The organism is Bacillus sp. FJAT-42376, from assembly GCF_003816055.1.
GTDB lineage: Bacteria > Bacillota > Bacilli > Bacillales > Bacillaceae > Metabacillus_B.
This window is the reverse complement of sequence record NZ_CP033906.1, coordinates 2,022,054-2,045,756: the sequence shown is the minus strand read 5'-3', so window position 1 is coordinate 2,045,756 and position 23,703 is coordinate 2,022,054. Positions and strand designations below refer to the sequence as shown.

General features: G+C 47.2%; 26 protein-coding genes and 1 riboswitch. Of the genes, 3 read left to right on the top strand and 23 right to left on the bottom strand.

What is annotated here, in order from left to right; all coding sequences use genetic code 11:
• Nucleotides 1-194: 194 nt before the first annotated feature.
• The 5 genes from CEF21_RS10305 to CEF21_RS10285 form a co-directional block, all read right to left on the bottom strand.
• Nucleotides 195-1,403 carry a glycoside hydrolase family 88 protein gene (locus tag CEF21_RS10305; protein WP_241156812.1) on the bottom strand — a complete coding sequence of 403 codons (1,209 nt, stop codon included), beginning with the start codon at nucleotides 1,401-1,403 and terminating at the stop codon, nucleotides 195-197.
• Between the two features lie 12 nt (nucleotides 1,404-1,415).
• Nucleotides 1,416-2,243 carry a 5-dehydro-4-deoxy-D-glucuronate isomerase gene (gene kduI, locus CEF21_RS10300; protein ID WP_123920143.1) on the bottom strand — a complete coding sequence of 276 codons (828 nt, stop codon included), beginning with the start codon at nucleotides 2,241-2,243 and terminating at the stop codon, nucleotides 1,416-1,418.
• A gap of 64 nt (nucleotides 2,244-2,307) precedes the next feature.
• Complete coding sequence (gene kduD, locus CEF21_RS10295; protein ID WP_123916041.1) at nucleotides 2,308-3,060, bottom strand: 2-dehydro-3-deoxy-D-gluconate 5-dehydrogenase KduD; 753 nt, start codon at nucleotides 3,058-3,060, stop codon at nucleotides 2,308-2,310.
• A gap of 183 nt (nucleotides 3,061-3,243) precedes the next feature.
• The gene (locus CEF21_RS10290; protein WP_123916039.1) at nucleotides 3,244-3,510 is read right to left on the bottom strand and encodes a hypothetical protein; all 267 of its coding nucleotides are present in this window, start codon (nucleotides 3,508-3,510) and stop codon (nucleotides 3,244-3,246) included.
• Between the two features lie 251 nt (nucleotides 3,511-3,761).
• On the bottom strand, nucleotides 3,762-4,547 hold the full coding sequence (locus CEF21_RS10285) for a DeoR/GlpR family DNA-binding transcription regulator (protein ID WP_164462150.1): 786 nt from the start codon (nucleotides 4,545-4,547) through the stop codon (nucleotides 3,762-3,764).
• Between the two features lie 46 nt (nucleotides 4,548-4,593).
• On the opposite strand from CEF21_RS10285, the gene CEF21_RS10280 reads away from it, so the two are divergent.
• Nucleotides 4,594-5,436, top strand: a complete 843-nt coding sequence (locus CEF21_RS10280) for a type II toxin-antitoxin system SpoIISA family toxin (protein ID WP_123916035.1) — start codon at nucleotides 4,594-4,596, stop codon at nucleotides 5,434-5,436.
• Nucleotides 5,437-5,570: 134 nt separating this feature from the next.
• Here the strand turns inward: CEF21_RS10280 and CEF21_RS10275 are convergent, their stop codons facing one another.
• Genes CEF21_RS10275 through CEF21_RS10255 form a run of 5 tightly spaced genes read right to left on the bottom strand, consistent with a single transcriptional unit; the run spans nucleotide 5,571 to nucleotide 10,468 of the window.
• Complete coding sequence (locus tag CEF21_RS10275) at nucleotides 5,571-6,539, bottom strand: sugar phosphate isomerase/epimerase family protein (RefSeq protein WP_123916033.1); 969 nt, start codon at nucleotides 6,537-6,539, stop codon at nucleotides 5,571-5,573.
• 20 nt (nucleotides 6,540-6,559) lie between these two features.
• Nucleotides 6,560-7,591 carry a Gfo/Idh/MocA family protein gene (locus tag CEF21_RS10270; RefSeq protein WP_206427808.1) on the bottom strand — a complete coding sequence of 344 codons (1,032 nt, stop codon included), beginning with the start codon at nucleotides 7,589-7,591 and terminating at the stop codon, nucleotides 6,560-6,562.
• Complete coding sequence (locus CEF21_RS10265) at nucleotides 7,588-8,631, bottom strand: Gfo/Idh/MocA family protein (protein ID WP_123916031.1); 1,044 nt, start codon at nucleotides 8,629-8,631, stop codon at nucleotides 7,588-7,590. Before CEF21_RS10265 ends, CEF21_RS10270 begins: the two co-directional genes overlap by 4 nt.
• Nucleotides 8,632-8,659: 28 nt before the next feature.
• Nucleotides 8,660-9,379, bottom strand: a complete 720-nt coding sequence (locus tag CEF21_RS10260; protein WP_123916029.1) for a ThuA domain-containing protein — start codon at nucleotides 9,377-9,379, stop codon at nucleotides 8,660-8,662.
• Nucleotides 9,380-9,436: 57 nt separating this feature from the next.
• A complete protein-coding gene (locus tag CEF21_RS10255) occupies nucleotides 9,437-10,468 on the bottom strand; it encodes a LacI family DNA-binding transcriptional regulator (protein ID WP_123916027.1) in 1,032 nt (343 codons plus the stop codon).
• Between the two features lie 222 nt (nucleotides 10,469-10,690).
• Between CEF21_RS10255 and CEF21_RS21720 the strand changes: the two genes are divergently transcribed.
• Nucleotides 10,691-10,819 carry a hypothetical protein gene (locus CEF21_RS21720; RefSeq protein ID WP_277423934.1) on the top strand — a complete coding sequence of 43 codons (129 nt, stop codon included), beginning with the start codon at nucleotides 10,691-10,693 and terminating at the stop codon, nucleotides 10,817-10,819.
• Here the strand turns inward: CEF21_RS21720 and CEF21_RS10250 are convergent, their stop codons facing one another.
• The 12 genes from CEF21_RS10250 to CEF21_RS10195 all read right to left on the bottom strand — a co-directional run bounded on the left by CEF21_RS10250 (nucleotide 10,820) and on the right by CEF21_RS10195 (nucleotide 21,986).
• Nucleotides 10,820-11,527: an ATPase gene (locus tag CEF21_RS10250; protein ID WP_123916025.1), complete on the bottom strand. Its 708-nt coding sequence runs from the start codon at nucleotides 11,525-11,527 to the stop codon at nucleotides 10,820-10,822.
• Complete coding sequence (locus tag CEF21_RS10245) at nucleotides 11,524-11,955, bottom strand: bifunctional adenosylcobinamide kinase/adenosylcobinamide-phosphate guanylyltransferase (RefSeq protein WP_123916023.1); 432 nt, start codon at nucleotides 11,953-11,955, stop codon at nucleotides 11,524-11,526. Before CEF21_RS10245 ends, CEF21_RS10250 begins: the two co-directional genes overlap by 4 nt.
• Nucleotides 11,907-12,527, bottom strand: coding sequence for a histidine phosphatase family protein (locus tag CEF21_RS10240; protein WP_123916021.1), 621 nt, complete (start codon nucleotides 12,525-12,527; stop codon nucleotides 11,907-11,909). Before CEF21_RS10240 ends, CEF21_RS10245 begins: the two co-directional genes overlap by 49 nt.
• Nucleotides 12,485-13,282, bottom strand: coding sequence for an adenosylcobinamide-GDP ribazoletransferase (gene cobS, locus CEF21_RS10235; RefSeq protein WP_123916019.1), 798 nt, complete (start codon nucleotides 13,280-13,282; stop codon nucleotides 12,485-12,487). Before cobS ends, CEF21_RS10240 begins: the two co-directional genes overlap by 43 nt.
• Nucleotides 13,283-13,284: 2 nt before the next feature.
• Nucleotides 13,285-14,775: a cobyric acid synthase gene (locus tag CEF21_RS10230; protein ID WP_123916017.1), complete on the bottom strand. Its 1,491-nt coding sequence runs from the start codon at nucleotides 14,773-14,775 to the stop codon at nucleotides 13,285-13,287.
• Entirely contained in the window at nucleotides 14,772-15,311 is a 540-nt protein-coding gene (locus CEF21_RS10225; protein WP_164462149.1) for a bifunctional adenosylcobinamide kinase/adenosylcobinamide-phosphate guanylyltransferase, read from the bottom strand. Before CEF21_RS10225 ends, CEF21_RS10230 begins: the two co-directional genes overlap by 4 nt.
• Nucleotides 15,305-16,369: a threonine-phosphate decarboxylase CobD gene (cobD, locus tag CEF21_RS10220; protein ID WP_123916013.1), complete on the bottom strand. Its 1,065-nt coding sequence runs from the start codon at nucleotides 16,367-16,369 to the stop codon at nucleotides 15,305-15,307. Before cobD ends, CEF21_RS10225 begins: the two co-directional genes overlap by 7 nt.
• Entirely contained in the window at nucleotides 16,344-17,291 is a 948-nt protein-coding gene (cbiB, locus tag CEF21_RS10215; protein WP_123916011.1) for an adenosylcobinamide-phosphate synthase CbiB, read from the bottom strand. Before cbiB ends, cobD begins: the two co-directional genes overlap by 26 nt.
• Nucleotides 17,284-18,747 carry an adenosylcobinamide amidohydrolase gene (locus CEF21_RS10210; protein ID WP_123916009.1) on the bottom strand — a complete coding sequence of 488 codons (1,464 nt, stop codon included), beginning with the start codon at nucleotides 18,745-18,747 and terminating at the stop codon, nucleotides 17,284-17,286. The genes cbiB and CEF21_RS10210 overlap by 8 nt, the downstream gene beginning before the upstream one ends.
• Nucleotides 18,748-18,764: 17 nt before the next feature.
• Complete coding sequence (locus CEF21_RS10205; RefSeq protein ID WP_123916007.1) at nucleotides 18,765-19,793, bottom strand: FecCD family ABC transporter permease; 1,029 nt, start codon at nucleotides 19,791-19,793, stop codon at nucleotides 18,765-18,767.
• Nucleotides 19,756-20,727 (bottom strand): ABC transporter substrate-binding protein, encoded by a 972-nt coding sequence (locus CEF21_RS10200; RefSeq protein WP_123916005.1) that lies wholly within the window; start codon nucleotides 20,725-20,727, stop codon nucleotides 19,756-19,758. Before CEF21_RS10200 ends, CEF21_RS10205 begins: the two co-directional genes overlap by 38 nt.
• A gap of 328 nt (nucleotides 20,728-21,055) precedes the next feature.
• A riboswitch (cobalamin riboswitch) is annotated at nucleotides 21,056-21,241 on the bottom strand.
• 127 nt (nucleotides 21,242-21,368) lie between these two features.
• Nucleotides 21,369-21,986: an NUDIX hydrolase gene (locus CEF21_RS10195; protein ID WP_123920139.1), complete on the bottom strand. Its 618-nt coding sequence runs from the start codon at nucleotides 21,984-21,986 to the stop codon at nucleotides 21,369-21,371.
• Between the two features lie 412 nt (nucleotides 21,987-22,398).
• On the opposite strand from CEF21_RS10195, the gene CEF21_RS21580 reads away from it, so the two are divergent.
• Nucleotides 22,399-22,533 carry a protein YkpC gene (locus CEF21_RS21580; RefSeq protein WP_241156811.1) on the top strand — a complete coding sequence of 45 codons (135 nt, stop codon included), beginning with the start codon at nucleotides 22,399-22,401 and terminating at the stop codon, nucleotides 22,531-22,533.
• Between the two features lie 50 nt (nucleotides 22,534-22,583).
• On the opposite strand, the gene CEF21_RS10190 is transcribed toward CEF21_RS21580, so the two are convergent.
• Nucleotides 22,584-23,666, bottom strand: a complete 1,083-nt coding sequence (locus CEF21_RS10190; RefSeq protein ID WP_123916003.1) for a DUF1349 domain-containing protein — start codon at nucleotides 23,664-23,666, stop codon at nucleotides 22,584-22,586.
• Nucleotides 23,667-23,703: the final 37 nt, after the last annotated feature.

Below are 23,703 nucleotides of genomic sequence, written 5' to 3'. Positions count from 1 at the left end.
TCCCTGTGAAAATGAGCCGGTCCGTTTTTAAAAACGCTTCCAAAATTGGACTCTTTTCTGAAAGATAAATGACTTATATCATTGATGCTGAAGTTGGTTTAGGGAGGCTGTCATCAGCCTGATAGATGAGGAAGGGAGCTCAGAAAAAAAGCACCCCTTCTGTAGTGGTCTGCAGCAAACTCCGGGCCGCTTCATTACCAGTATAAATCCCAGTCCTTTTTCAGCCTGACCAGCCCTTCCATATAATAATAATCTCCCCAAAGGCAGGCTTCATCGACTCCTAATCCCTCTGGCTTGGCATAGACCCCGTGAAGAAGCAGGGCGTTCGATTCGGGAAGATCCTTTGTGGAATAGCCCTCATATAAATCTCTCAGCATGCAAGCGGCCGCCTGTCCGTAATAGTTCTTTAATCCGGGATCTTCCGTATATTTTGCCAGTTCATGCAATCCGCAGGCGGCAATCGCTGTGGAAGAGCTGTCTTTTTCCTCTCCGCTTCCATCCGTGAACGCAAGGTCCCAGTAGACCACTCCATCTGCAGGGGTCCGGTTCAGGAAGTAATGGGCAAGCTTTTCGGTCATTGCAATAAATGCCTTTTCTGACGTGTATTTATAGCTTAGCGGAAACCCGTAAATGCCCCAGGCCTGGCCTCTCGCCCAGCAGGAATCATCCCGGTATCCCTGATGCGTTTTTCCAAACTTCGCCTCTCCGGTTTCCGTATCAAAGAAATAAGTGTGGTATGTGGACGCATCCTCCCGGACAATCCATTGATACGCATTCTTTGCATGTTTTTCCGCCGCTTCTTTATAGCGGGGGTTGCCCGTCTCCTCGGATGCCCAGTAAAGCAAGGGCAGGTTCATGAGACAATCAATGATAATCCGCCCTCTTTGATTTGGATCGCTTAAATCCCCCCAGGCCTGAATAATACCTGCTTTTTCAAAGTATCTGGTCATAAGATGATCGGCTGCCATCAGCGCTGCTTCCTTCGCTTTTTGATTTCCGGTCAGCTTATACCCGCTCACGCACGACAGGGTATAGAGAAAACCAAGATCATGATGCTCGCAGTCGATTTTTTTGACGATCCGGTCATAAAAACTATTAACGTGAATGTCTGCTGCCTTCTTGTATTTCTCTTCACCGGTTACTTCGTAAGCAAGCCAGATCATTCCAGTCCAAAAGCTCGTCGTCCAGCCAAAATTCCCTCCTCTCACCTGCCCTGCTTTCTCTGGCTTCCGGGGATAATAACGATTTTCTATGGTTGTGTCATCCGGGAATATATCGGTAAACAATTCCAGATTGGCACTGATTTTTTCAAGCGCATCGTCAAGTGCACGGTCCGCAAAATCCGGCTTGCGGGGTGAAGTCTTATACCGGTCAATTTTGATCCCTTCATTTACTACATCCACGATATCCCCTCCTTACCGCAAATCTTTCATAGAGACTTGATCCATATCATCAAACGTATAATTTTCACCGGCCATCGCCCAAATGAACGTATAATTGCTTGTGCCGATTCCGGAATGGATGGACCAGCTTGGAGAAATCACAGACTGCTCATTTTTCACAACAAGATGCCTTGTTTCGGATGGCTCCCCCATGAAATGAAAAACCCTAGTTTCTTCATCCATATCAAAATACAAATATACCTCTGAACGGCGGTCGTGGATATGGGCCGGCATCGTATTCCACATGCAGTTCGGGGCTAAAAGGGTCATTCCCATCATAAGCTGGGAGCTTTGAACGCCTTCTGCATGAATGTACTTGTAAATCGTCCGTTTGTTTGAATTCTTTTCCTCGCCTAAATGCACAGGAGTCGCTTCTTCAATTCCAACTTTTACGGTAGGGTATTCTTTATGGGATAACGTAGATAAAATATAAAAACGGGCTGGATTTTCCTGATCCTCACTCGACAGCAGCACTTCCTTTTTGCCGAGTCCTATATAGAGACAGTCCTTCTGCTCCAGATAAAAAAGTTCACCGTCCACCTTGATGCTGCCGGGTCCTCCGATATTGATGATTCCTGCTTCCCTTCTTTCGAAAAAAGCCTGTGTTTTGATATCCGGCTCCTCAAGGGTAATAGGCTCTGATTTTGGCACAGCTCCTCCAATCAGCATCCTGTCCTCATGGGTATAGGTCATCTTAAGCTCATCCGGTTCAAACAGGGTTTCAATTAAAAAGGCATGTCTCAGCTCATCTGTCGTATACCGTTTCGTTTCTTCTTTACTTGCGCAATGTCTCGTCTCCATCATTTCACCCCTGGTTCATAATATTTACGGCTCCGCCGCCTTTGACCGGTCCTATTCGCTCTGGCTAATAGTTCAGCCATCCTCCGTCCACCGCCAAAATGTGACCGCTTACATAATTGGATGCATCCGATGCAAGAAACACCGCCGGTCCCTTCAGATCATCCGGCAGCCCCCATCTTCCCGCTGGGATTCTCGACTGAATAAATGAACAGCGCTCTTCATCCTGTCTGAGAGCCTCCGTATTATCCGTTTCCATATACCCCGGTGCGATGGCATTGACACAAATTCCTTTTCCCGCCCACTCATTGGACAGCGCTTTCGTTAATCCTGCAACAGCATGCTTGCTCGCTGTATAGGCGGGCACCCTTATCCCTCCCTGAAAAGAGAGCATGGATGCAATATTGATGATTTTCCCTGATCCGCGTTCGAGCATGTGTTTTCCGGCTTCCGAACAGAGCTGAAAGACAGCATCGGTATTCAAGTTGAGTACAGATCTCCAATCTTCCATCGTATATTCCGCCGCCGTTGCACGCCTGATCATCCCTGAATTATTGACAAGAATATCAATTTTTCCAGCTTTTTCGAGTGCCTGCGGAATAAGATTCATCCGTTCGTTTTCATCTGTCAGATCCGCTTTCAAACCATAGAAAGCTCTTCCTAAACTCTCAATCTCTTCTTTCACATCAGCCATGCCGCTGATGCCAGCCCCGATAATATCTGCCCCTGCTTCTGCGAGTCCAAGCGCCATACCCCTTCCGAGCCCCCTGCTTGCACCGGTCACAAGCGCGGTTTTCCCTTGCAGTGAAAACTGAGACAAAACCATCTCCTCCACTTCCCATTCAGGTTCATATTTGTATCTTTATGTTCGTTTTTACCAGTTTAGCACACTGGCAAAAAGAGGGGTAGAGTCTTTTGGAAGTTTTTGAGAGGAATTCAGCAAATGAAAATGACAAAAAAGTCTGCAGTGGTCTTCACTTCCTGCAGACTTTATTTTTGGCCATTATCCAAGAGTTGCCTTCCCAGCCTCCCGTTTCAGAGGTTTTTTATCGTTTGCCCCCTGGTTTGTAGACGGCATGTGCAAATCTCCTGCCGCAAGCAAACCGATCAGCAGATAGGTTAATCCGCCATCCATAACATAAATAACAGAGCTGTTGGCTCCGGCCAGGATTCCAAATACCGCCTGCTCTCTATATTTTGCAGGAGATGCAGGATGATCGGCCAGCATAAAAACCCTAGGAAACAGCACAGAATGGATAAACGGCGCCAAGAAAACTTCCTGGATGTTTTGATCCCCAAAAATGGCGTATAGAGCAAATGATAGAAAATACATGCCAAAAAATGAAAAGACGAGAGGACACTTATTTACCATGTTTGCTATTTAAAAACCGCCTGCCAATAGGAAAAGAATCATAGGAGGAGCCAAGGCCAGACCGTCCCGCCAGCTTTGTCGGGCAAAAAAAAGCAGAAGGGAAACAAGCAGACCCGCTGCTGCGGGATTGAATACAGGTTTCCGGGCCATTATCCCGCAGTATGAACCGAAATCCCAAATCCCTCAAATGTGTTTTTCCATTGCTCTGACAGACCCGAGTTAGTGGCCACCTCATCAATGTCATGAAAATCAGCATATTGGATTAGAGCTGTTTGTCCAAATTTCGTATGGTCCGTTACAAGAATGACATGATCAGCAAGGGCGATCAGATCTTTTTTGTATTCTGCCTGAAAAAGGCTGAACACTGTCAGACCGGTATGTATATCAGCGCCTGTCGTCCCGAGGAAGAGCTTTTTCACTCTGATTTTTTGCAGAGCCTCTTTTGCTATGGGTCCATATAACCCGGCGGATGATGGAATCCTTCCTCCTCCAGGCATAATCAGCTGGATTCTTTCGCCGCCGAGGAGGACATGGGCCACTTTAATATCATTTGTTACAACGGTTAGGTTAAAGGCAAGCAGGAGCTTCGCCAGTTCAAGAATCGTACTCCCTCCGTCAAGAAAAAGAATGTCCTCGTCTTCAACGAGGGCAGCGGCGGCTTTTGCGGCAAGCTGCTTTTCATGTAAAAAGCTTGCCTGTCTCTTCTCCACAGGAAGCATTCCCGCTGTTTCTTTTAATATCGCACCTCCGTAAATCCGTTTAAGCAGCCCCTTGTTTTCCAGTAAAATCAGATCCTGCCGAATTGTTTTTTCGGTTACTTCAAGCTCCTGGCTCAGTTCTGTCACTTTCACCATTTTCTCTCTCTCAAGACTTTGAATGATTTTTTCATGCCGTTCAATAAAATGCATGGATTCCATTCGCCCTTTCTCTATCATCTTTCTGTCCATCCTCCAATAAAGATAATAAGGAGGAGGGATAACTTTGTACGTTCAATGGCTCTTTTTCATTATGGTCATGTATTCTGCCGCCGCCATCATTCTGTATATGACAAACCGGTCTCTTTATGCTTCACTGCTGCCTGCACTGAGAAAATGGCTGTATGCCATGTTTTTGCTATTTGCTGCGGTTTGCCTCTTTTACCGGATTTTGTCCATACAGGACTGGCCGCTCCTTCTTCAGCTGGCAAGTGCCGCCATTTTTATTGACCTTGCCATCTTCCAGACTCCGAATATCCAAAGAATAGGATCCGCTGAATTCAAGCATAGCGAGTGGATTGAGCAAACCATTCAGCAAAACGAACGGACTCTTGAATATATGCGGAAAAAATCAACTGCGTTTTCGCTCATTATACAGGAGGAAGAGGATTTGATGCCAAAAGAATCTTTCTTTCAAAGCTTTGAGGAGTACTCCCGCTTCGTAACCGGTTATGTTGAAGTGTACACAGATCAATTTGATTTTAATGTAAAAGTGTATGCACTGAGTGGAGAGGACGACTATCATTTCAGCCAAAGCATTCTTCAAATATTGAACCGGCTGGAAACGATTTTCAATCTGTCTATTCATGACAAGCAGGATGTATCCGAGCAGCTGAAACAGGCACGGGTTCACAGTTTTGAAGAGGATTCGGTCGCAGTCATCCCGATTTATGGAAGATACTCCTATTTGCTTGTCTTATCTGCGAGAGAAAATCCGATCATGGAAATTGATACCCTTCATGTCATCAATCTCGTTCATTTATTTGAGTGGCGGGCAGAATGGAGAGAAGGCACCGTTCCGGATGGGCAGAATCGAGCAGACAATCCCGTTCCGCCCCCGGCTCTTTAACTTTTCTTTGTCCGGTCCGGACGGTTTGGATCGTGGATGGGGGAACCGGCCTTTTACCACCATTCGGTTTCTCCGGAAAGAATAAAGCCATAAAAAAAGGACAGTCCTGAATGACAGGACGGCCCTTTTTCCAATTACACCCACCACATATCCGCAGGTTTTTCTTCAATTAAAACGGATTGGAGATTCGTTACCGCACGTTTAAAGCCTTCTTGGATGCTCATGATTGGATCTTCGTGCTCAATGCTTACAACGTAATCATAGCCATACGTGATCAGCGTACTGATCATGCGGCCCCACTCATCGTTGCTGTGGCCGCAGCCGACAGACCGGAAAGACCATGCCCTTGAGCGCACTTCACCGTATGGCTGCATATCAGTCAAGCCGTACATATTCACGTTTTCAGGGTCAATGTAGGTGTCTTTTGCATGGAAATGATGGATGGCATTTTCTTTGGCCAGAATTTTAATCGCGGCTACCGGATCAATTCCCTGCCACCAGAGATGGCTTGGATCCAGATTCGCCCCAATGGCATCACATGTTTTTTCCCGGAGCTTAAGCAATGTGTAGGGAGTGTGAACAAGGAATCCGCCATGAAGCTCAAGACCGATTTTTACTCCATGTTCTTTCGCAAGCTCCCCTACTTCCTTCCAATAAGGAACGAGTTTATTCTCCCACTGCCATGTCAGCACATCACCGTATTCGTTCGGCCATGGTGTAACAGGCCAGTTTGGATACTTTGCGTCATCGGATTCCCCTGCTGTTCCGGAGAAGCAGTTCACCACGGGAACATTCAGCAGAGACGCGAGCTTGATTGTTTTCCGAAGTGTTTCATCCGAATCAGCAGCAAACGCTTTGTCCGGCGAGATCGGGTTTCCGTGGCAGCTGAATGCGCTGATTGTGAGTCCCCGGCTCTCCACTTTTTCTTTGTATTGTTTTCTTGCTTCTTCGCTTTCCAAAAGCTCGTCCAAATTGCAATGGGCATTCCCGGGATAGCCGCCCGTACCGATTTCAACCGCGTGAAGGCCCGCTGCCTGTACTGTATCGAGCATCTGTTCAAACTCCATATCGGAAAATAAAACCGTGAAGACTCCTAATTTCATTTCGCCATCTCCCTTATGATTTATTCTTTTATCGTGAATTTTCCGCTTTCGTAAATCGCATCAATCACTTCCGAAACCTGCATGGCTTCTTCAGGTTTTACGATGAGCTCCTCTTCGTTAAAGCACGCAGCAATGAAATTTTTCGCCTGAAGGATTCCCGGATCATCCTCCCCCGGAATCCAAGCCGGCTGGCTGTTAAAAAGCATGTTATATTTCGTCGTGTACAGTTCCATCGGGAATACGCTGATTCCTCCGTTTACACCTGAAATACTGAGATGCTCTTCATCATCCCGTATGTTCGTTGCCCATGATGTTTCAAATAGCAGGGATGTTCCGTTTTCAAACCGGATATAGGCCGTCACGTGGTCATCGACGTTGAACGTTTGATGGTCATAGTGTCCCCATAAATTGACCTGGTTCGGAATTTTGCTTAGCGCATTATACGTACTTCCTGTTACATCCACAATTTTCGGATTGCCGATCAGCCACAGGGCGAGATCAAGCAGATGGCAGCCATAGTCAATCAGACTTCCGCCCCCCTGCAATTCTTTGTTCGTAAACACTCCCCATCCCGGAACTTTCCGGCGGCGAAGCGCTTTGATCCGGACAACAAGCGGGGTCCCGATTTCTTCTGTAATCATTACTTTTTTCGCTGCCTGTGATTCTTTCATATACCGGTAGTGATACGCTATCGCAAGTTTTCTCTGATTGGCATTAGCTGTTTCGATCATCTTTTTGCACTCGGCTGCTGAAAGGGCCATTGGCTTTTCACAAAGAACATGTACGCCTGCTTCGAGGGCATGAATGGAAATTTCCGAATGGAATTTATTCGGAGTGCATACTGCGACAGCGTCCACATCCGGCAGCATTTCCCGATAGTCTGCAAAGAAATTCGGGATTCCGAATTCCTTTGCTACTTCCTCGGCGCGATGGACATTGATATCACTGACTGCGGTGATTTCTGCCTGATCGGAAAAATGCTGAAAGGAAGGGATGTGTCGTCCTGTTGCGATTCCTCCTGCCCCGATTATGCCGATTTTCAGCTTTTTCATGCAATAACACCCTGACTGATGGAAACGATCTTTTTCGTTTCATTCGCTTCAAGGGCAGCGAGAATGACCTGAAGGGATTTCTTTCCTTCTTCTCCAGTGACAAGCGGCTGCTTATCCTCCAGAATGCAGGCAATGAAGTGATCGATGACTTTTGACGAGACTTGCCCGCCTTCTTCGTTGGACTGAATTTTGCCGAGCTCGAATTTAGCTTTATCGCCGTTTGAATATTGAATCACCATGCTGTGAACCGGATCATCTTCAAGGCGGATGATTCCGTTCTCGCAATAAAGAATCGTTGAATTGTCTTCTTTCCCTGTGTAAGACCAGCTCGCTGCAAGAGTACCGACAATTCCTGAACCTGTTTTCAGAATGCAAACCGCATTATCATCAACGTTCCCGAATGTTTTCGCACTTGTTTGAACAAAAGCTCCCACTTCTGTAAATTCCTCTCCAAGCAAATAGCGCATCAAATCGGTTTTGTGGACACCAAGGTCTCCCATCGCTCCGATGAACGCCTCTTCTTTGCGGAAGAACCAGCTGTCTTTTCCATCGACGCTCCATGCTTCCGGTCCGGGATGACCGAATGCGGTGCGGAAGCTGTAGATTTTCCCCATTTCACCGGACTCAATCAGCTTGCGTGCTTTCTGATGGGCAGCGGTAAATCGCTGATTGTGGGCAATCATCAATTTTTTCCCTGATTCCTTTTCAGCCGCAATCATCGCTTCCGCATCCTCTTTAGAAGTGGCCATCGGCTTTTCGCACAGGACGTTCAATCCCGCTTTCAGGGCAGCAATGGATACAGGAGCGTGAAGGTAATTCGGTGTACAGACACTCACCGCATCGACTTTCCCGCTCGAGATCAAATCCTGATAATCCGTATAGGCAGCCGCTCCGTAAAGAGAAGCGATTTCTTCTGCACGTTCTTCCAAAATGTCACATACTGCTGTAATTTCCACGGTCTCTAATGCTGCATATTCTGGAAGGTGACGGTGTCTTGCAATGCTTCCGCAGCCGATAACGCCAATTCTGATTTTGTTCATGTCTAGTTCCTCCTCAAAGTCTCTTCATTTATTTTGCTGAAATTTTTTCAAGCGGCTGGGCATTTCCGTATACAGGTTTTTCGCGTTTTGCCGGTTCCGCCCATTGAACGGCATTTCCAATTACTTTTTGAATGTCTTTGTTGTGGTAAGTCGGGTACGTTTCATGACCCGGACGGAAATAAAACACTTTTCCGCTGCCCCGCTTGTATGTGCATCCGCTTCTGAATACTTCTCCGCCTTCAAACCAGCTCATAAATATGAGCTCATCCGGTGCCGGAATGTCAAAATGCTCTCCATACATTTCTTCTTTTTCAAGCTCAATGTATTCTCCAATTCCTTCCACAATAGGGTGGCTTGGTTCAATGACCCACAGCCTCTCCTTCTCGTCTGCTTCTCTCCATTTCAAGTCACAGCCGGTCCCCATAAGAGATTTAAAGATTTTTGAAAAATGTCCGGAATGAAGAACAATCAGCCCCATACCGTCAAGCACTCTGTTTTTCACTTTTTCTACAATGGCATCGTCTACTTCTTCATGGGCAAGATGCCCCCACCAAATCATCACGTCTGTGTTCTGAAGGACTTCGTCCGTCAGACCATGCTCCGGCTCGTCAAGTGTTGCCGTTTGGACACGATGGCCCATTTCCTCAAGGAATCCTGCAATCGTGCCGTGAATCCCCTCGGGATAAATGGAGCGCACCTCCGGATTTTGCTGTTCATGACGATTTTCATTCCACACTGTTACATTCATTTCCTGCACCATCCTTATGTAATTTCTATCTATTAATCAACCAGTATGGTTAATCGTTTACGTATAGGCGACTGTTGATTCCCTGACCGCCAGTTCAACCGGCAGCACCTTCTTGAAAGTCCCGGGGCTATTTTGAAAAAGAGCGGAGAAAATCATCTCTGATGACTGAATTCCCTTCGCTAAAATGTCCTGTCTGACGGTTGTCAGACTTGGAGACAAATATTGACTGACATTTAAATCGTCAAACCCGACTATCGAAAGATCATCGGGGATCTTTTTCCCTGCTGAAGCATATTGCCTCATAATGCCGAGACAAAGAATATCCGATGTGGCAAAAACAGCTGTGACGGGTTCCTCGCTGTTCATGATTTGTCTTCCCGTCTCTAATGAAGACTCGAGCGTACTGTCACCGCTTTCAAAAATAAGCGAGGGCTTGAACGGGATGCTGTACTTTTTGAGAGCTCTTTTGTAGCCGGCTATCCTCTGCTCATCAACCGGACTGTTTTCCGCTGCTGCAACAGCCATCGCAATGGAGGTGTGACCAAGAGAGAGCAAGTGTTCAGCTGCCAGGTAGCCTCCTTCTTCATCATCAATATTCATCCTGTGGTAGCTGCCTTCCGGTACATCATAGGCATCGACAAGAACAATGGGGATCGAGATATTGCGGGCCAGCTCCTCCACAATCGCTCCGGAAGCATTCATAACAATCAGGCCGTCCAGATTCCTTCTCTGGACCCATTGGCTGCATTCATCGGCCGCACTGATTCCTGCCAGAAGAATATCATAGCCATAACCCCTCGCCACGCTTTCGACTCCGCTAATAAATTCATTGTAATACAGATTCGTCTGAAATACAGGCAATAAGGAGTCCCGGCTCAGAATTTTGAGCAGTCCGATCAGCTTTGACTGCTTCTTAGAGAGGCTGATCGCTGTTAAATCAGGGAGGTAATTCAGTTCTTCTATGGATCTCTTAATCTTTTCTTTTGTTTCTTCCGAGACTTTGTTTTTCCCGTTCAGGACATAGGAAACGGCCGCACTTGATACTCCTGCATGCCTGGCAACATCCTTTATCGTTACTTTCTTTTTCATGATTCCTCCTAGTTAACCGGTTAACTCCACTTACATACTATCTGATTTTTTTTCGAAAAACAATCTTTATTTTTCAAAATATTTAAGTTACCGGCAGCGCTTCCATTCAAATAGCTGTTCCGCCGGATTCTGTTCCGGCCAAATAGGCAAAATACCGGATATTTTTCAAGATTCATAACATATAAATATAGCATGATGTGCTGCAAGGGAGAGAGCCTGGCCATGGAACATAAAAATAAAAAAAACAATTTAAAAAAACCGAAAAAATTTACAACCGCAGACTTGGGCTACAAAGTATCGGAAGAAAACCAGAAGCTTTTAAAAATGCTGAAGAATTTGAAAAAAGCCTGATTATTCTGCCGCTGAAACAGAATAAAACAGGTCCTTTGCAAGATTTTTCAATTCTTGTTCATCCTTTTTTTTATAGGAAATGACGGCACAGCTTGCAGGTCCGCAAGATTTATAGAGATCAAGGCCGCCGTTTATGAGTCTCGCCTGCGGATTCAGGATAAGGGCCTCATGGGCAATCCCCTTTGAACCGGCGGGAATCATCTCATATACTCCGGGGTGGCTGACAAGCTTCATAAAAAGGGACAGAGGGATCATCCGGTCTTTCTTTTCGAGTACTTCAGACCCGACTAAAGGCTCTCCAATCACCGCGATCGCCGCATCGGGAGGTGTGCAGCCGGCCTGATAGTCCTTTTTCCGCACTTTTCCGAGCACAGTGATGCCGAGCGCAGACTGCACCATCTCCATGTTGCTCTCCGTGCTCCCGGCTATTGCCGCCCCCTCTGCCCGGGCTTCCTTCAATAGATGAAGGCAGGCTTTCTCTATCCTTCCCCATGCTTCATCTCCCATAAAATTATGAATCAGGACTGAAAAGGGAACGGCTTTAACGGACATGCACTCCATCAGTGCTACTCTTAAGGTCAGCGAAGCCGTCACTTCAATTGGTGCCTTCACCTGATCAAGCTCCCTTTCCCCGATCGCCCCTGCGTTATCGGCTGCAGCAACGAGCCACTCTTTCTCATTGAGCTCAAACGTTTGGATATCCCTCATTTTCCTGCTCCCTTCAGCGGAGTCTGAATGCCATACCATATGAAATCGGCCCGTTTGGCATGCTGGACAATATCCTGATAAACCCAGCCGGTTACATCCCGCCAAAGCCTGTTTTCAGCTTCTGCCGGAACAATTCCTTTTGAGATATCTGTGCCTATGAGCACTAGGTTATTTTCCTCCGCCGCTTCTTCCCATTCCTGCCAATACCGGATTAAACACCTCCACGTATCCGCGGTTTGCTGCCCCGCTTCCATAAGATCTCTTCTGATGAACTCCTCGAGTCCCTCTATGACTGTCAGGGTCCGGAAAGGCTGGTGCAGTTCATCATTCCTGTATGCACTGATCCAAAGTGCTTCTTCACTCCACCAGCTCTGTTTTCTTACCCATTTGGCTTTGCCGTTAAAGGCACCTCCTGAAACGAAATGCATGGCTCTCCCCTCCTAAGTGCTTCAAGTGTAAAGATCATGATGAACCCGGCTCCCGGCTCTGCCTTCCACTCCCAAAAACCTCTGGCATCACCAGACCATTCCGTCATGAGCTGGCGGATGGTTCCGCCATGGCAAATAACAGCGGCAGAGGGTGCATGGCTCCTTAGTATCCGGTCCCGGATCATTCCCCAGCCATCCATGACCCTTTCTTTAAAAGCCGTTAAGCTCTCACCATCCGGAGGGGCATGCTGATCCATGTCGGAAAGCCAGAGAGCATAATCCCTATCCTCTTTTAAATCCCTGTAAGAAAGTCCTTCCCATCTCCCAAAATGGATTTCTTTCAAAGCCGGAACAGCGGTTTTTGGAACATCCGGAAATAAAAGATCTGCTGTCTGATCCGTGCGGAGCATACCGCTCGTAAATAAAAGGACAGGATCAAAGCCTTTAACTGGAGAAAGCAAGGCTTTTCCTTCATCCGACAGCGGATCATCCGTCCAGCCGCTGTACACATGCCGGCTGTTTTTTTCCGTCATGCCATGGCGAAATAATGCAATAGCCACAGTCCCATCCATAAAACCGTTTCCCCTCCTTCCGCAGATGCCCCAAGCAAATCGCCGGTAACTCCGTTAAACTGTTTCACTATAAAGAATCCAGCCACTGCTGTAAAACAGAAAAGCAGCAGCACCAGACTTAAAAAAAAAGTGCCGAGCATCGGTTCTGCTGCATAAAAAAGAACGGCAGCACCCACAATCCAGCCAGAAAAAACGAGTAGTACCTTCCGCTTATCCAAGCCTCTATGAAAAAAAGAAGCCAGGCCCTCTTTTTTTGCCGGGGGAACACAGGCAAGCAGGATTCCCATTCCGATCCTTGACAGCAGCGGAATGACCGCCGCAAGAAAGTAGTCCATCCATTCCAGCCGGACGGTGATTTCGTAGATAAATAGAAACCTGGCAGAGAGCAAAACAAGGACAGACAGAACGCCAAACGCGCCGGTCCTTGGATCCTTCATGATTTCAAGGCGCTTTTCTTTATCTCTGTACGAAAAATAAGCATCACTTGCATCCATCCAGCCGTCCAGATGAAGACCTCCCGTCAGAATGATAGCCAAAATCCAAACAAAAAAGGCGGACGCAAGGTCAGAGAAAGGGGAAAAGGTCTTCATCCCCCATAAAGCAGCCATCATCATAAGACCGAGGATTATCCCTGTTAGCGGGAGACTCCTTACGGCATACGAAACCCTTTTAGGATCCATATCAAAAGACTTCTTTACAGGGATCGCTGTAAAGAATTGAACAGCAATCAGAAATCCTTCGACTCGAGTCTTCACGTTTAAGCGCCCCCTTCAGCCATTTCCATGATTCTCTCCATATCGAGATGCGGCTCGATTTGTTCTGCCAGGAGGCTGTAGCGCTCATCCTTCAATGCTTCAAGATTGATTGAGCGGAGCGCTCCGGCCCCTTTTTTCTCCCGAAGGTGATTCAGCCAGGCCGTACGAAAGCCATCATTGTAAAACAGGTGGTGCATGTAGGTTCCTGTCACAAATCCCGCTGTAGCTCCTTCATCCCCGCTGCCGCCGGGAAATTCAAGGAACGGCTCGAATCCGCTGCCGTACGTTTTCCCCATATGAATTTCATAGCCTTTTACCGTCCATTGTCCGAGAGGGCATGTTTTTGCGGTTCGGCCTGATCTGCGAATCGTTTCTTTTTCCTTCAGGAATTCAGTATAAACAGGCAGCAGTCCAAGGCCAGCTGTTTCATATCCTTCCACTCCCGTATCCATGCCAAAACGGTCAATGAGCCTCTCTCCAAGCATCTGATACCCGCCGCAGATTCCAAGCACTTCTTTTCCTGCCCGGGCATGTTCGAGGATAGCCTGGGCCAGCCCGCTTTTATTAATGGTCTCCAAATCTGAGATTGTACTTTTCGTTCCCGGTAGAATGATTGCATCAGGTTCTCCCAGATCTTCCGGCCTGTCTATAAACCTGATTCTGACATCCTCCTCAAAAAGAAAAGGTTCAAAATCGGTGTAATTTGAAAGGTAAGGCAATTTAATGACTGCGAGGTCAATAGCAAATTTTCTTTTCACCGGAAACAGAGAGGTGATGGAAAGCGAGTCCTCTCCTTCAATCATATGACCGTGAAGAAATGGAACGATTCCGAGAACAGGTACGCCTGTTTCTGCCTCCAGCCACTCTCTTCCCTCCCTAAACAGCTCGATATCCCCTCTAAACTTATTGATTATCAATCCCTTTACCCTTTTTCGGTCCTTCGGGGACAAAAGGGCAAGCGTACCAAAAATGCTTGCAAATACGCCTCCCCGTTCGATATCGGCAACAAGAATAACCGGCAAATCGGCGAGCTCGGCAACCTTCATATTGACCAGCTCCCGGTCATTTAAATTCACTTCCGCCGGAGATCCTGCTCCCTCCGCAATGATATAGGAATACCTTTTGCCGAGTTCATAGATGGATTGTTCAATTGCCTGAAGCCCTCTCTCGTAATAGCTGCTTCTATAGTCCATGCCGGACAAGACTTGATCCCGTTTTCCGAAAAGCACCACTTCAGAAGCCATGTCACTTGAAGGCTTCAAAAGAATCGGATTCATATACACATTCGCTTCCTGGCCTGCTGCTTCAGCCTGAATGCCCTGTGCCCTTCCGATCTCAAGTCCATCAAGTGTTACATAGGAATTATTGGACATATTTTGGGATTTGAAAGGAGCGGCATTCAGACCTTTATCCGCAAATATTCTGCATAAAGCGGTCACGAGCAGGCTTTTCCCCACATCTGAAGAAGTCCCTTGAAGCATGAGTCCTTTCACTGCCTTGCCCCCTTCATTAAAACCGGAATTCCGTTCTCAACAAGAAAGGCGGATTGCGCCTTTCTTACGGCATCCTGATGAATTTCCCCCAGCGCAGCCTGATAAGCCAGAACCGTTTTGCTGTATGGCTGTGCGTCATAAAACAGCTCATTGGACACAAGGATCAGCACACTGCATGCTCTCTCAAGAGACTGAATGCCCATGAGCAAGTGTTTGGATACCTCTTCAGGCGGATTGGCTGAGAACATTTCATTGTTGAGCCACGTCGTCAGACAGTCGACGACGACGATATCGTTTTTTGTAAACTGGCTTGAAAGGAGATGCAGATCCCGGGGCTGTTCATATGTATGCCAGGGTAAAGCGGATGAAAAACGTTCCTGCTGATGCTTCGCAATCCTTTCTACCATTTCCTGATCGGCCGCTCGTCCTGCTGCAATGTAGTTCAGTTTTCCTTTTTTCCCTGCTGCCTCCTTTGCGAGACGTTCCGCAAAAGAGGTCTTCCCGCTTCTGACGCCCCCGGATACGAAAATCAGCAATATTTCCACTCCTTAAGCGCTTGGATAAGCTGATCGTTTTCTTCCGGAAGCTTCACCGCAATCCGCAGGTAGTTTCCATTCAGACCGGCAAAATTTTCAGTATGCCTCACGGTTATCCCCTTTTCCAAAAGAAAACGGAAAAGCCCTTCCTCTTTAGGAGCAGCGATTAAATAAAAATTGGTGCTGCTTGGGTATACCCGGATTCCAATCAAAGACAGTTCCCTCATGACTCTTTTGCGTTCCAGTTCAATCAGCAGTCTTGTTTTTTGTGCGTGCTCTGCGTCTGCTGCACACACCCTTCCAATCACCTGTGCGAGCGCGTTGACACTCCAATGGGGCTGCCTCTTTTTCAAATCCCCGATGATCGAAGGCTCCGCAAGGATATAGCCAAGTCTCAGGCCTGCGAGTGCATACATTTTCGTGACTGACCTTAAAATGATCAGATTGGGATAACGGTGAAGCTCAGAAACTACGGACGGTTCATTTTCGGCAAAATCGTAAAACGCTTCATCACAAATAACGAGGGTTCCGGCCTTTTCCGCCTGCTCAATAACATCCAAAAGAATAGAACGGCTATATACTTTCCCCGTCGGATTATTGGGGCTGCAGAGAAATACAGCTTTTTTCCCTTCCATCATCGTGAAAATTCTTGAATCCAGGTCCCAGTTGTTTTCTTCGAGCAGCACGAGAGAATCAATCGAAGCTCCTTGCACTTCAAGTGCCTGGCGGTATTCGGAAAAAGACGGTTCAATGATTAATACATCCTGTCCCTTGAGCATTTGTCCAAGAAGAAAAATAAGCTCCGCTGCACCGTTTCCTGCCAGAATAAAGGATTCCGGCACCTTTTCTTTCACTGAGAGAGCCTTTAAAAGCTCTGCCGCATCAGGATCCGGATAATCTTGAATACAGGCACTATATCCTTCCCAGTTTTCATGAATGAACTTCGGAGGTCCATATGGATTTGTATTGACGCTGAAATCAAGAATGTTTTGTGGAGCCTTCAGCTGAAGGCTGTTATATACATGCTTCGGGTTAGATCCATGATGCGGTAAATTCAAGAAACAATCCTCCTATCCATAACAAAACAATAAAAGCAATAACCGTCCGGTTCATGATTTGAACGGTTTGCAGGATATGAATCCGTGTAAGCGGATGATCAGGCCTTCCCATCCGTGCCCTTTCAGATTGAATGCCTTCATACGTATTCATCCCGCCAAGCTCAATCCCGAGCAAATAAGCGGCCGCCGCTTCTCCCCATCCGCTGTTCGGACTTGGATGCTTTTTGGCATCAGCGGATACGTTGCTCCAATGTCCAATCCCTTTACAGGAAACCAGCATCAGCGCAGCCGTTATCCTTGCCGGAATCCAGTTCAAGACATCATCCAGCCTTGCGGAAGCCCAGCCGAATTTAAAAAACCGTTCACTTTTGTATCCAGCCATTGAATCAAGCGTGTTGACCAGTCTGTATAAAAGAGCAGCCGGAGCACCGCCAATGGCGGCCCAAAAAAGGGGGGCCGTTACTCCGTCACTCGTGTTTTCCGCAACCGTTTCAACCGTCCCTCTCACGATTTCGCTTTCCTGAAGGTCATCCGTCTCTCTCCCTACTATATAGGAAAGCTTGATTCTCGCCTTTTTAATGTCTCCCGTTCTAAGAGGAGCCTCCACATCCAGCGCCGCCTCTTTTAAACTCCGCTGAGCAATGCTAGTGAAGATAACAGCAGCTTCAAACAGGATCCCCGCTGCGGGATGAAACCCGTAACATATATGCTGAAGGGGTATGACCACTATAAGAACAGCCACAAGAAGAACGAGAACCATAAGGACGCCTTTCATTTTTTTGCAGCTCCCCTTATTCATCCTTTTTTCGAGAAAAGAAATCGCCCGGCCGAACCACCTGACAGGATGGGGCATCGATGGGGGATCTCCGAGTATACGGTCCAGCAGGACGGCTATCGTTAAAGCCGCAAGATGATTAAGCACGGCTTTTCCTCTTCAGGTATAGCTTGATGGACTCCGAGGTGCATTCATAAACGCTTTTTCCAATAGCTCTTCCCAGGTCAGTGGCCGTCCCTGCATAAGCAAGCTTTCTGCCTTGTTGTGTAGCGGCAATGAGAACACTGTCCGTTGTCGTTCCGGTTGCAATGGTCTTCGTTACAGGATCCTGGATGAGACAATCAGCCAGCGCCCGTGTTTTTGCCTCTGTAGCGGTGATGACGGCCTGTAAGAACGCTTCATCTGAACAAATTCCGTTCACAAACACCCAAGTGTTAATGGTTCCGGGTGAAACACTCAGTCCCGCTGATCCGCAGGAAGCATCCGCCGCGTTTCCGGTTCCCGCAGTAACGACGGTTAAAATCGAAAATCCATCCCCCTCTGTCATTTTCACGCTTGCATCCTCAAGCATGACGGCCGTCATCATACCGACCGTTTCATTCGGATCAAATCCTTTTGACTGGATAAACCGGATTAAGTCTAGCTGCGGATCACCGCATGGATCATTCACGCCGACATGCCGGTTCAAAAAGGTTGTATACCAGCCTATTCCTGCATGAACAACTGCCGAAGAAATGGTCTTTAGTGGGAATGGGGCTTTTAATGTTATGTATTCAGGCCGGATTGCAAGCATGGATTCAGTAATCTCCAGCTCTCTCCCCTGTTCGGCCGGGGAATCCAGAATAACCTGTGGACTTTCGTGGGAAGGGTGATAATGGCGTTTAATCCCCGCTTTGTACACTTCTTTTAAAGAGGGCTCCTGCAGAGCATCATAAGGCGTTCCGATCCCTGATACGTTTCCTTTGTCCAAAAGGAGCACACGGTCACAATACAGACTTGCCATATTTAAATCATGAAAAATGGAAACGATCGTCAAGTTCCGGTTCTTTGTCCACCCCTTCAGCCTCGAAAGGAGGCTCTGCTGAAACGCAAGATCCAAATGGTTGGTCGGCTCATCCAGCAGCAGGATATCCGGATCCTGGGCAAGAGCCTGAGCGAGAAAGACTCTCTGCTGTTCTCCCCCGCTCAAATCCTGAATGGACCTGTGTGCGAATTCCGCCACTCCTGTATCTTCCATGGCAAGATGCACGAGCTGTTCATCTTCAGTCGTCCATCTTGGCAAAATCCGGGCCTGATGAGGATAGCGGCCAATACTTACCGCCTCCTTCACCGTCATATCAAAGGCTGTATGGGTAAGCTGGGGAAGAACCGCCATCACCTTCGCCAGCTCCTTTGTTTGATAGGAGCCGACCGGACGATCTTTAATCCGGACTTCTCCCTTTGAAGCCGGATGAATACCGGACAGTATTTTCATCAGCGTCGTTTTGCCGCTCCCGTTAGGGCCGAGAATACCAAAGAACTCTCCCTTGCTGACAGAAAAACTGACTCCGTTCAATACATTTTTTTTCTCATATCCCCCGGATACAAGCTGAACTTCAATCATTTCTGGGACCTCCTTTCCTAAGACCGTCTTTTCTTCGCTGCTAAAATAAAAGCAAATACCGGCGCACCGGCAATCGCCGTAATAATTCCGATTGGGAGCTCAACCGGTGTTATCAGTGTCCTGGCAAGTAAATCCGCCAAAATTAAGAACCCCCCTCCGATGATCATCGATAAGGGAAGAAGATGGCGGTGATCACTGCCGAATAAAAACCTTGTCATGTGGGGAATGACAAGACCTGCAAATCCGATGGTGCCGGAAACGGCTACCGCGGAACCTGTAAGCATAGAAGCTGAAATCACAATCATGAGCTGCTTCCGCTTCACATTGACCCCGATATGCCGCGCCCGGTCCTCTCCGAAAGAAAAAGCATTCAGCTCCCTTGTATGCATGAGAAGAACGATGGCACCCAGAATGGTAAACGGAAGGATCATCTGAACATAGGGCCAGCCTCTCATTGATACGCTCCCGAGAAGCCAGTTCATCACCTGGCGAAGTTCCTCTCCGCTTAGTGCAATGATTAAAGAGATAAAGGAACCGAGAAAAGAATTAAAAATGACCCCTGCCAAAATCATCGTTTCCATGGATGTTCGCCTTTGAGCAATATAAGCAAAACCGAGTACGCCAAGCATGGTCGCAAAGCCTGAAGCAATGCTGATCACAGGAAGTGTAAAGTTTCCAAAAACATGGATTCCAAAATAAATCACACACACGGCTCCAAGGGATGCTCCGGATGAAACCCCGAGGGTATAAGGATCTGCAAGAGGATTCCGAAGCAGTCCCTGAAAGGCTGCACCGGCAAGCGACAAGGATGCCCCTACGAGTCCTGCCAGGATCACACGGGGAAACCGGATTGACATGAGGATATTCTGATTCGCATCAGAAGCAGCGTGTCCTCCAAATAAAGCAGACACAATCTCCTTAGGAGAAATAGCCGCTGTTCCAATCGAAACAGCGGCTATAAAAGAAATCCCCAAAAACAGTAGTGCGAAAGCATAGGGAATGATGCGGTTATTTTGTAAATACGTCCGGATAGATTGCGTTCGCAAGCTCTTCTACTCCTTCAATTAAACGCGGGCCCGGTCTTGTCACTTTATCCGAGTGCACGTCGAAAACTGCTTTTTCTTTGATTGCGGTCACACTTTCCCAGCCTTTTCTGCTCATGACCTGCTCTACAGGGTTCGGACTATAGTAGCCGTATGTAGTCACAATGACATCCGGATTCAACTTCACAATCGCTTCTTCTGACATTTTAGGCCAGCCGGACTGCCCTGCAGCAGCATTCTTCGCCCCAACCGTCGTCAGAATATCATTTAAAAATGTATCTTTACCGGCTGTATAAATCTCTGGTGAAGGAGACACCTCTGCAAATACGCTTTTCCTTTGATCTTCTGGGATAGCGGAAGCTTTCTCTTTAATCTCTGCCAGCTTTTTTTTCATGCCTTCAACTATTTTTCCTGATTCTTCCCGTTCTCCGGTAGCCTGTCCAATCATGTCGATCGATTCATATACTTTATCAAAGCTCTGAGCATCCTTAATAAGGATGACTTTAATCCCGGCATCTTCCAGCTGCTTCAGGCCGTCCGCTGAGTTGTGGGCACCTGACTCATGCGCCAGGACTAAGTCGGGCTGCAAGCCGATAATCTTTTCAACATTAAAATCCATTCCGCCGACTTTTTCTTTTTTTACAGCCTCTTCCGGATAGTTGTCGTTATCCGTTACACCGATAACCTTATCGCCAAGACCCATTGCAAATAGAATTTCCGTGTTGCTCGGAATAAGAGACACGATTTTCCCGGGTTCCTTTTCAATCGTTACTTCTTTTCCGGATGCATCCTTGATTTTTACTGGAAACTCCGCTTTTTCACTTTGAGCCGTTTGCTTTTCATTCATTTGTTCCGGTGCAGCAGAATCCTGACCGCAGCCTGAAATGATTCCCGCTGTCAGAAGCAGCACTGTAAATATGGAAAACAACCTATTCATTTTTTAGCCTCCATGATTTTTCATCCTCAATTTTTTGCCATCTTTGGCCATCTTACTGCCGGCTGTAAAACAAAAGCTGTGTTAAAGCAGGGTGCTGATACCCGGTTATCGGAGCGGAAGGCGGGAGACTCCTTCCCTGCAGCACCGCAGGCGCATAGAGCCAGTCCGGACCGCGCCTCAGAACGCCATGATCAACAGCCAAATTTAACGGGGCGAAAACAAAAAACACCTCCCTGGCAAAAGGAGATGACGGTTTATGTTATGGAGACTGCACAAGTCAATAAAAGACTTTCCGGTCAACGGTAACACCATCCTATCCTCGTAGGTATGCGGTGACGAGATGCAAGGCAGGTCTCCTGGCTCATGATCATCGCTCCCCGCTTTCCTTCCCATGCAAATCTGCACAGTGGAATCAAGCAGGTCACTCCCATTTACAGTGGCGGGACCGCGCCGGAATTAAACCGGCTTCCCTTTTAAGCTGATAAAAATCAGCACCTACATCTTATCGATATAAAAATTTGTACAAACGTATTATACACAACCTTGTAACGATTGTCAGTCTGTTTCTATTAATCGCACGGCTGATTCTGTCCATTTCCGCTTAATATGTCCGGGCCCGGAAGTTAATCCGGCTTCCCGCATCAGTCAAAATAAACTTCTTTTCGTCCATCCCAGCAGTACTCAAATAAAATCTGAATCTGACTTTCTGTAATTCTTCCTAGAGACAGCGGCGGGAGTCCATCCAGAGGGAAGAATCCTGCATCAAGCGTTTCCAGGCCTGTTTCAAGCCTGCCTCCCGTCTTCTCGCACAGGAAAAACATTTTATAGATATGATAGGCTCCGGGCGGATGAGGATGGCACTTCTTATCCATTACCGCAATCAGACGCTTCGGCTTTACCTTTAAACCAGACTCCTCGAACGCTTCCTTCGCTGCATTCTCCGACGGAGTTAACCCTATATCTGCCCAGCCGCCCGGAAGAGACCAGAGGCCGTCCATCCTTTCCCGTACAAGCAATAGTTTATTATCCTGAAACACAACGGCTCTCGAGTCAACTTTCGGAGTCTGATAGCCCGTCTCATTTGCAAACAGTCCCGGAAGCTTGTTCATCGGCACATCCGTATACTCTGAGACTATTTCCTGACTCAGTTCGCGCAGCCGCTCAAACCTTTCCAGATCAAACGGATCCTTTGAATAAGCAAGTCCTGCCTGCGACAATGACTGAATCTCCTTTGCCCACGTTAACCATTTCGGCTCCATCATGTTCCTCCTTTTATCCGGCACACTCTTTCTATTGTATCGTATGAAAGAATGAGTTGCATAGACACGGCGAATTGAGAGTTTCGTGCTATGAAACTTCAATCTCCTATCCTATTTTGCCATGCATCCAGACCGGGCAGGCGTATTTTCTCTTTTTATAAGGATCTGTTAACGTCTGATGTTGATTGGAGCGGAAGGTGCGAGACTCAAAGCTTGAGAGTGGCGGGACAGGTGAGACCCCGCAGTTGCAAAGCGGCAGGGCGTCCCCCAGGGATAAGCGAGTGCCTGCTAGCTGCAGTCAATTGCCAAGTTTAACAAAGTTTTAAAAAAAATAAAAAAACACCTTTTCAAACAGCTTGTCCCTGCCTTATATTTGGAAAGGATTTTTCAAATGTGCATGTGGAGGTTTGGAATGATGAGAGATATAGGAAGAAGAATTGTCATCAGTTTAGCGCTTGCCGGTATCATACTTGGAGGAATGAGTGTCTCATTCGCAAATTTGCCGGCTGAGCGACAACAGGAGAAGAATATCGCCGTGAGACCTTAGGAAATAAAAAAAGAGCAGCCGGATCACTGCCCGAACTGCCGCCTACATAATTATACGTTTTCTTCAATCCTGAAACCGCTGAATTCTGCTATGAAGCCATTTTTAATAGGGCTGCAGCAGTATATGCCGCACATGACCTTTTCATGAGGTTTCTGAAGCCTTGCTACCCGAAGCTGCTGCCACCTGTCTTTTAGCCATACTTCCACAAGATAATCCTGGCCTGTCCGGGTAATTTTGTACTGCAATTCCGATGGAGCGTCCATTAATTCCTGGGTCGACCAATCGCTGAATCCAAAATTAGTCACAACCGCTCCAAGTTTTGGAAGATGGTGCAGTTCATGCTCCAGCGATGTTTTCAGCCAATTGTTTTCATCAAGGCGAACCATCAAACCCGCTTGATCAAACTGATGCTGCGGATTGCCTTCTACCGTTACAGTCATGACAAAATCCAAGTCTGTTTCCATGTAATAAAAATGGCCATTATCATTCTGGAAGCCGTAATGGGTTTTTTGCCAGAAGTCTGTGACCCCTTCTGCGCTGACGGTCATTCTTTCATTTTTGATGTTCCAGCTTGAAGGCTCATGCATCCATTTTCCGCCAATAAATCCCTGCTGAATCGTCTGTGGGCCTTCTTGCAGACGGGGATCGTTAATCATCACCAGATCTGCTTTTTGCTTAGGTTCATCAATGATTGTATGAATGTGATGGGCTCCCATTCTCCACTCGATATTTTTTTGCTGCGCGGCTTTTTCTCTTTCTTTTGCCGTTTGTCTGGAACAGTCCACCCAAATGGATGTGTGGAATAATTCATTAACCGTATTTTTCAGGAGAAATGGACCGCTTGCAAGAACGATGTCCCATTCCCGGTGCTGCTTTGCTTTTTCAATCGCCGCTTTCGCCTTCTGTACGGGCATGGCTTGTTCATACCAGCTTTTGGCTGGATTTTCAGGGTCCATCTCCACTTCTTCCTCTAGTAATTGCTCAAAATGAACAAGCAGCCCCTGTTTCACGAGTTCCCCCTGCAAATACCGCGCCTGTTCCTCATACCCTGATCCACTGATTCCGCTGATGCCAATTATGACCGGCTTCTGATTTGGCAGGATCTGCATGACTTGTTCAACAATAGTTTCCATTTTCAGCCCCCGCTTATTTCGGACATGCTTATTGAAT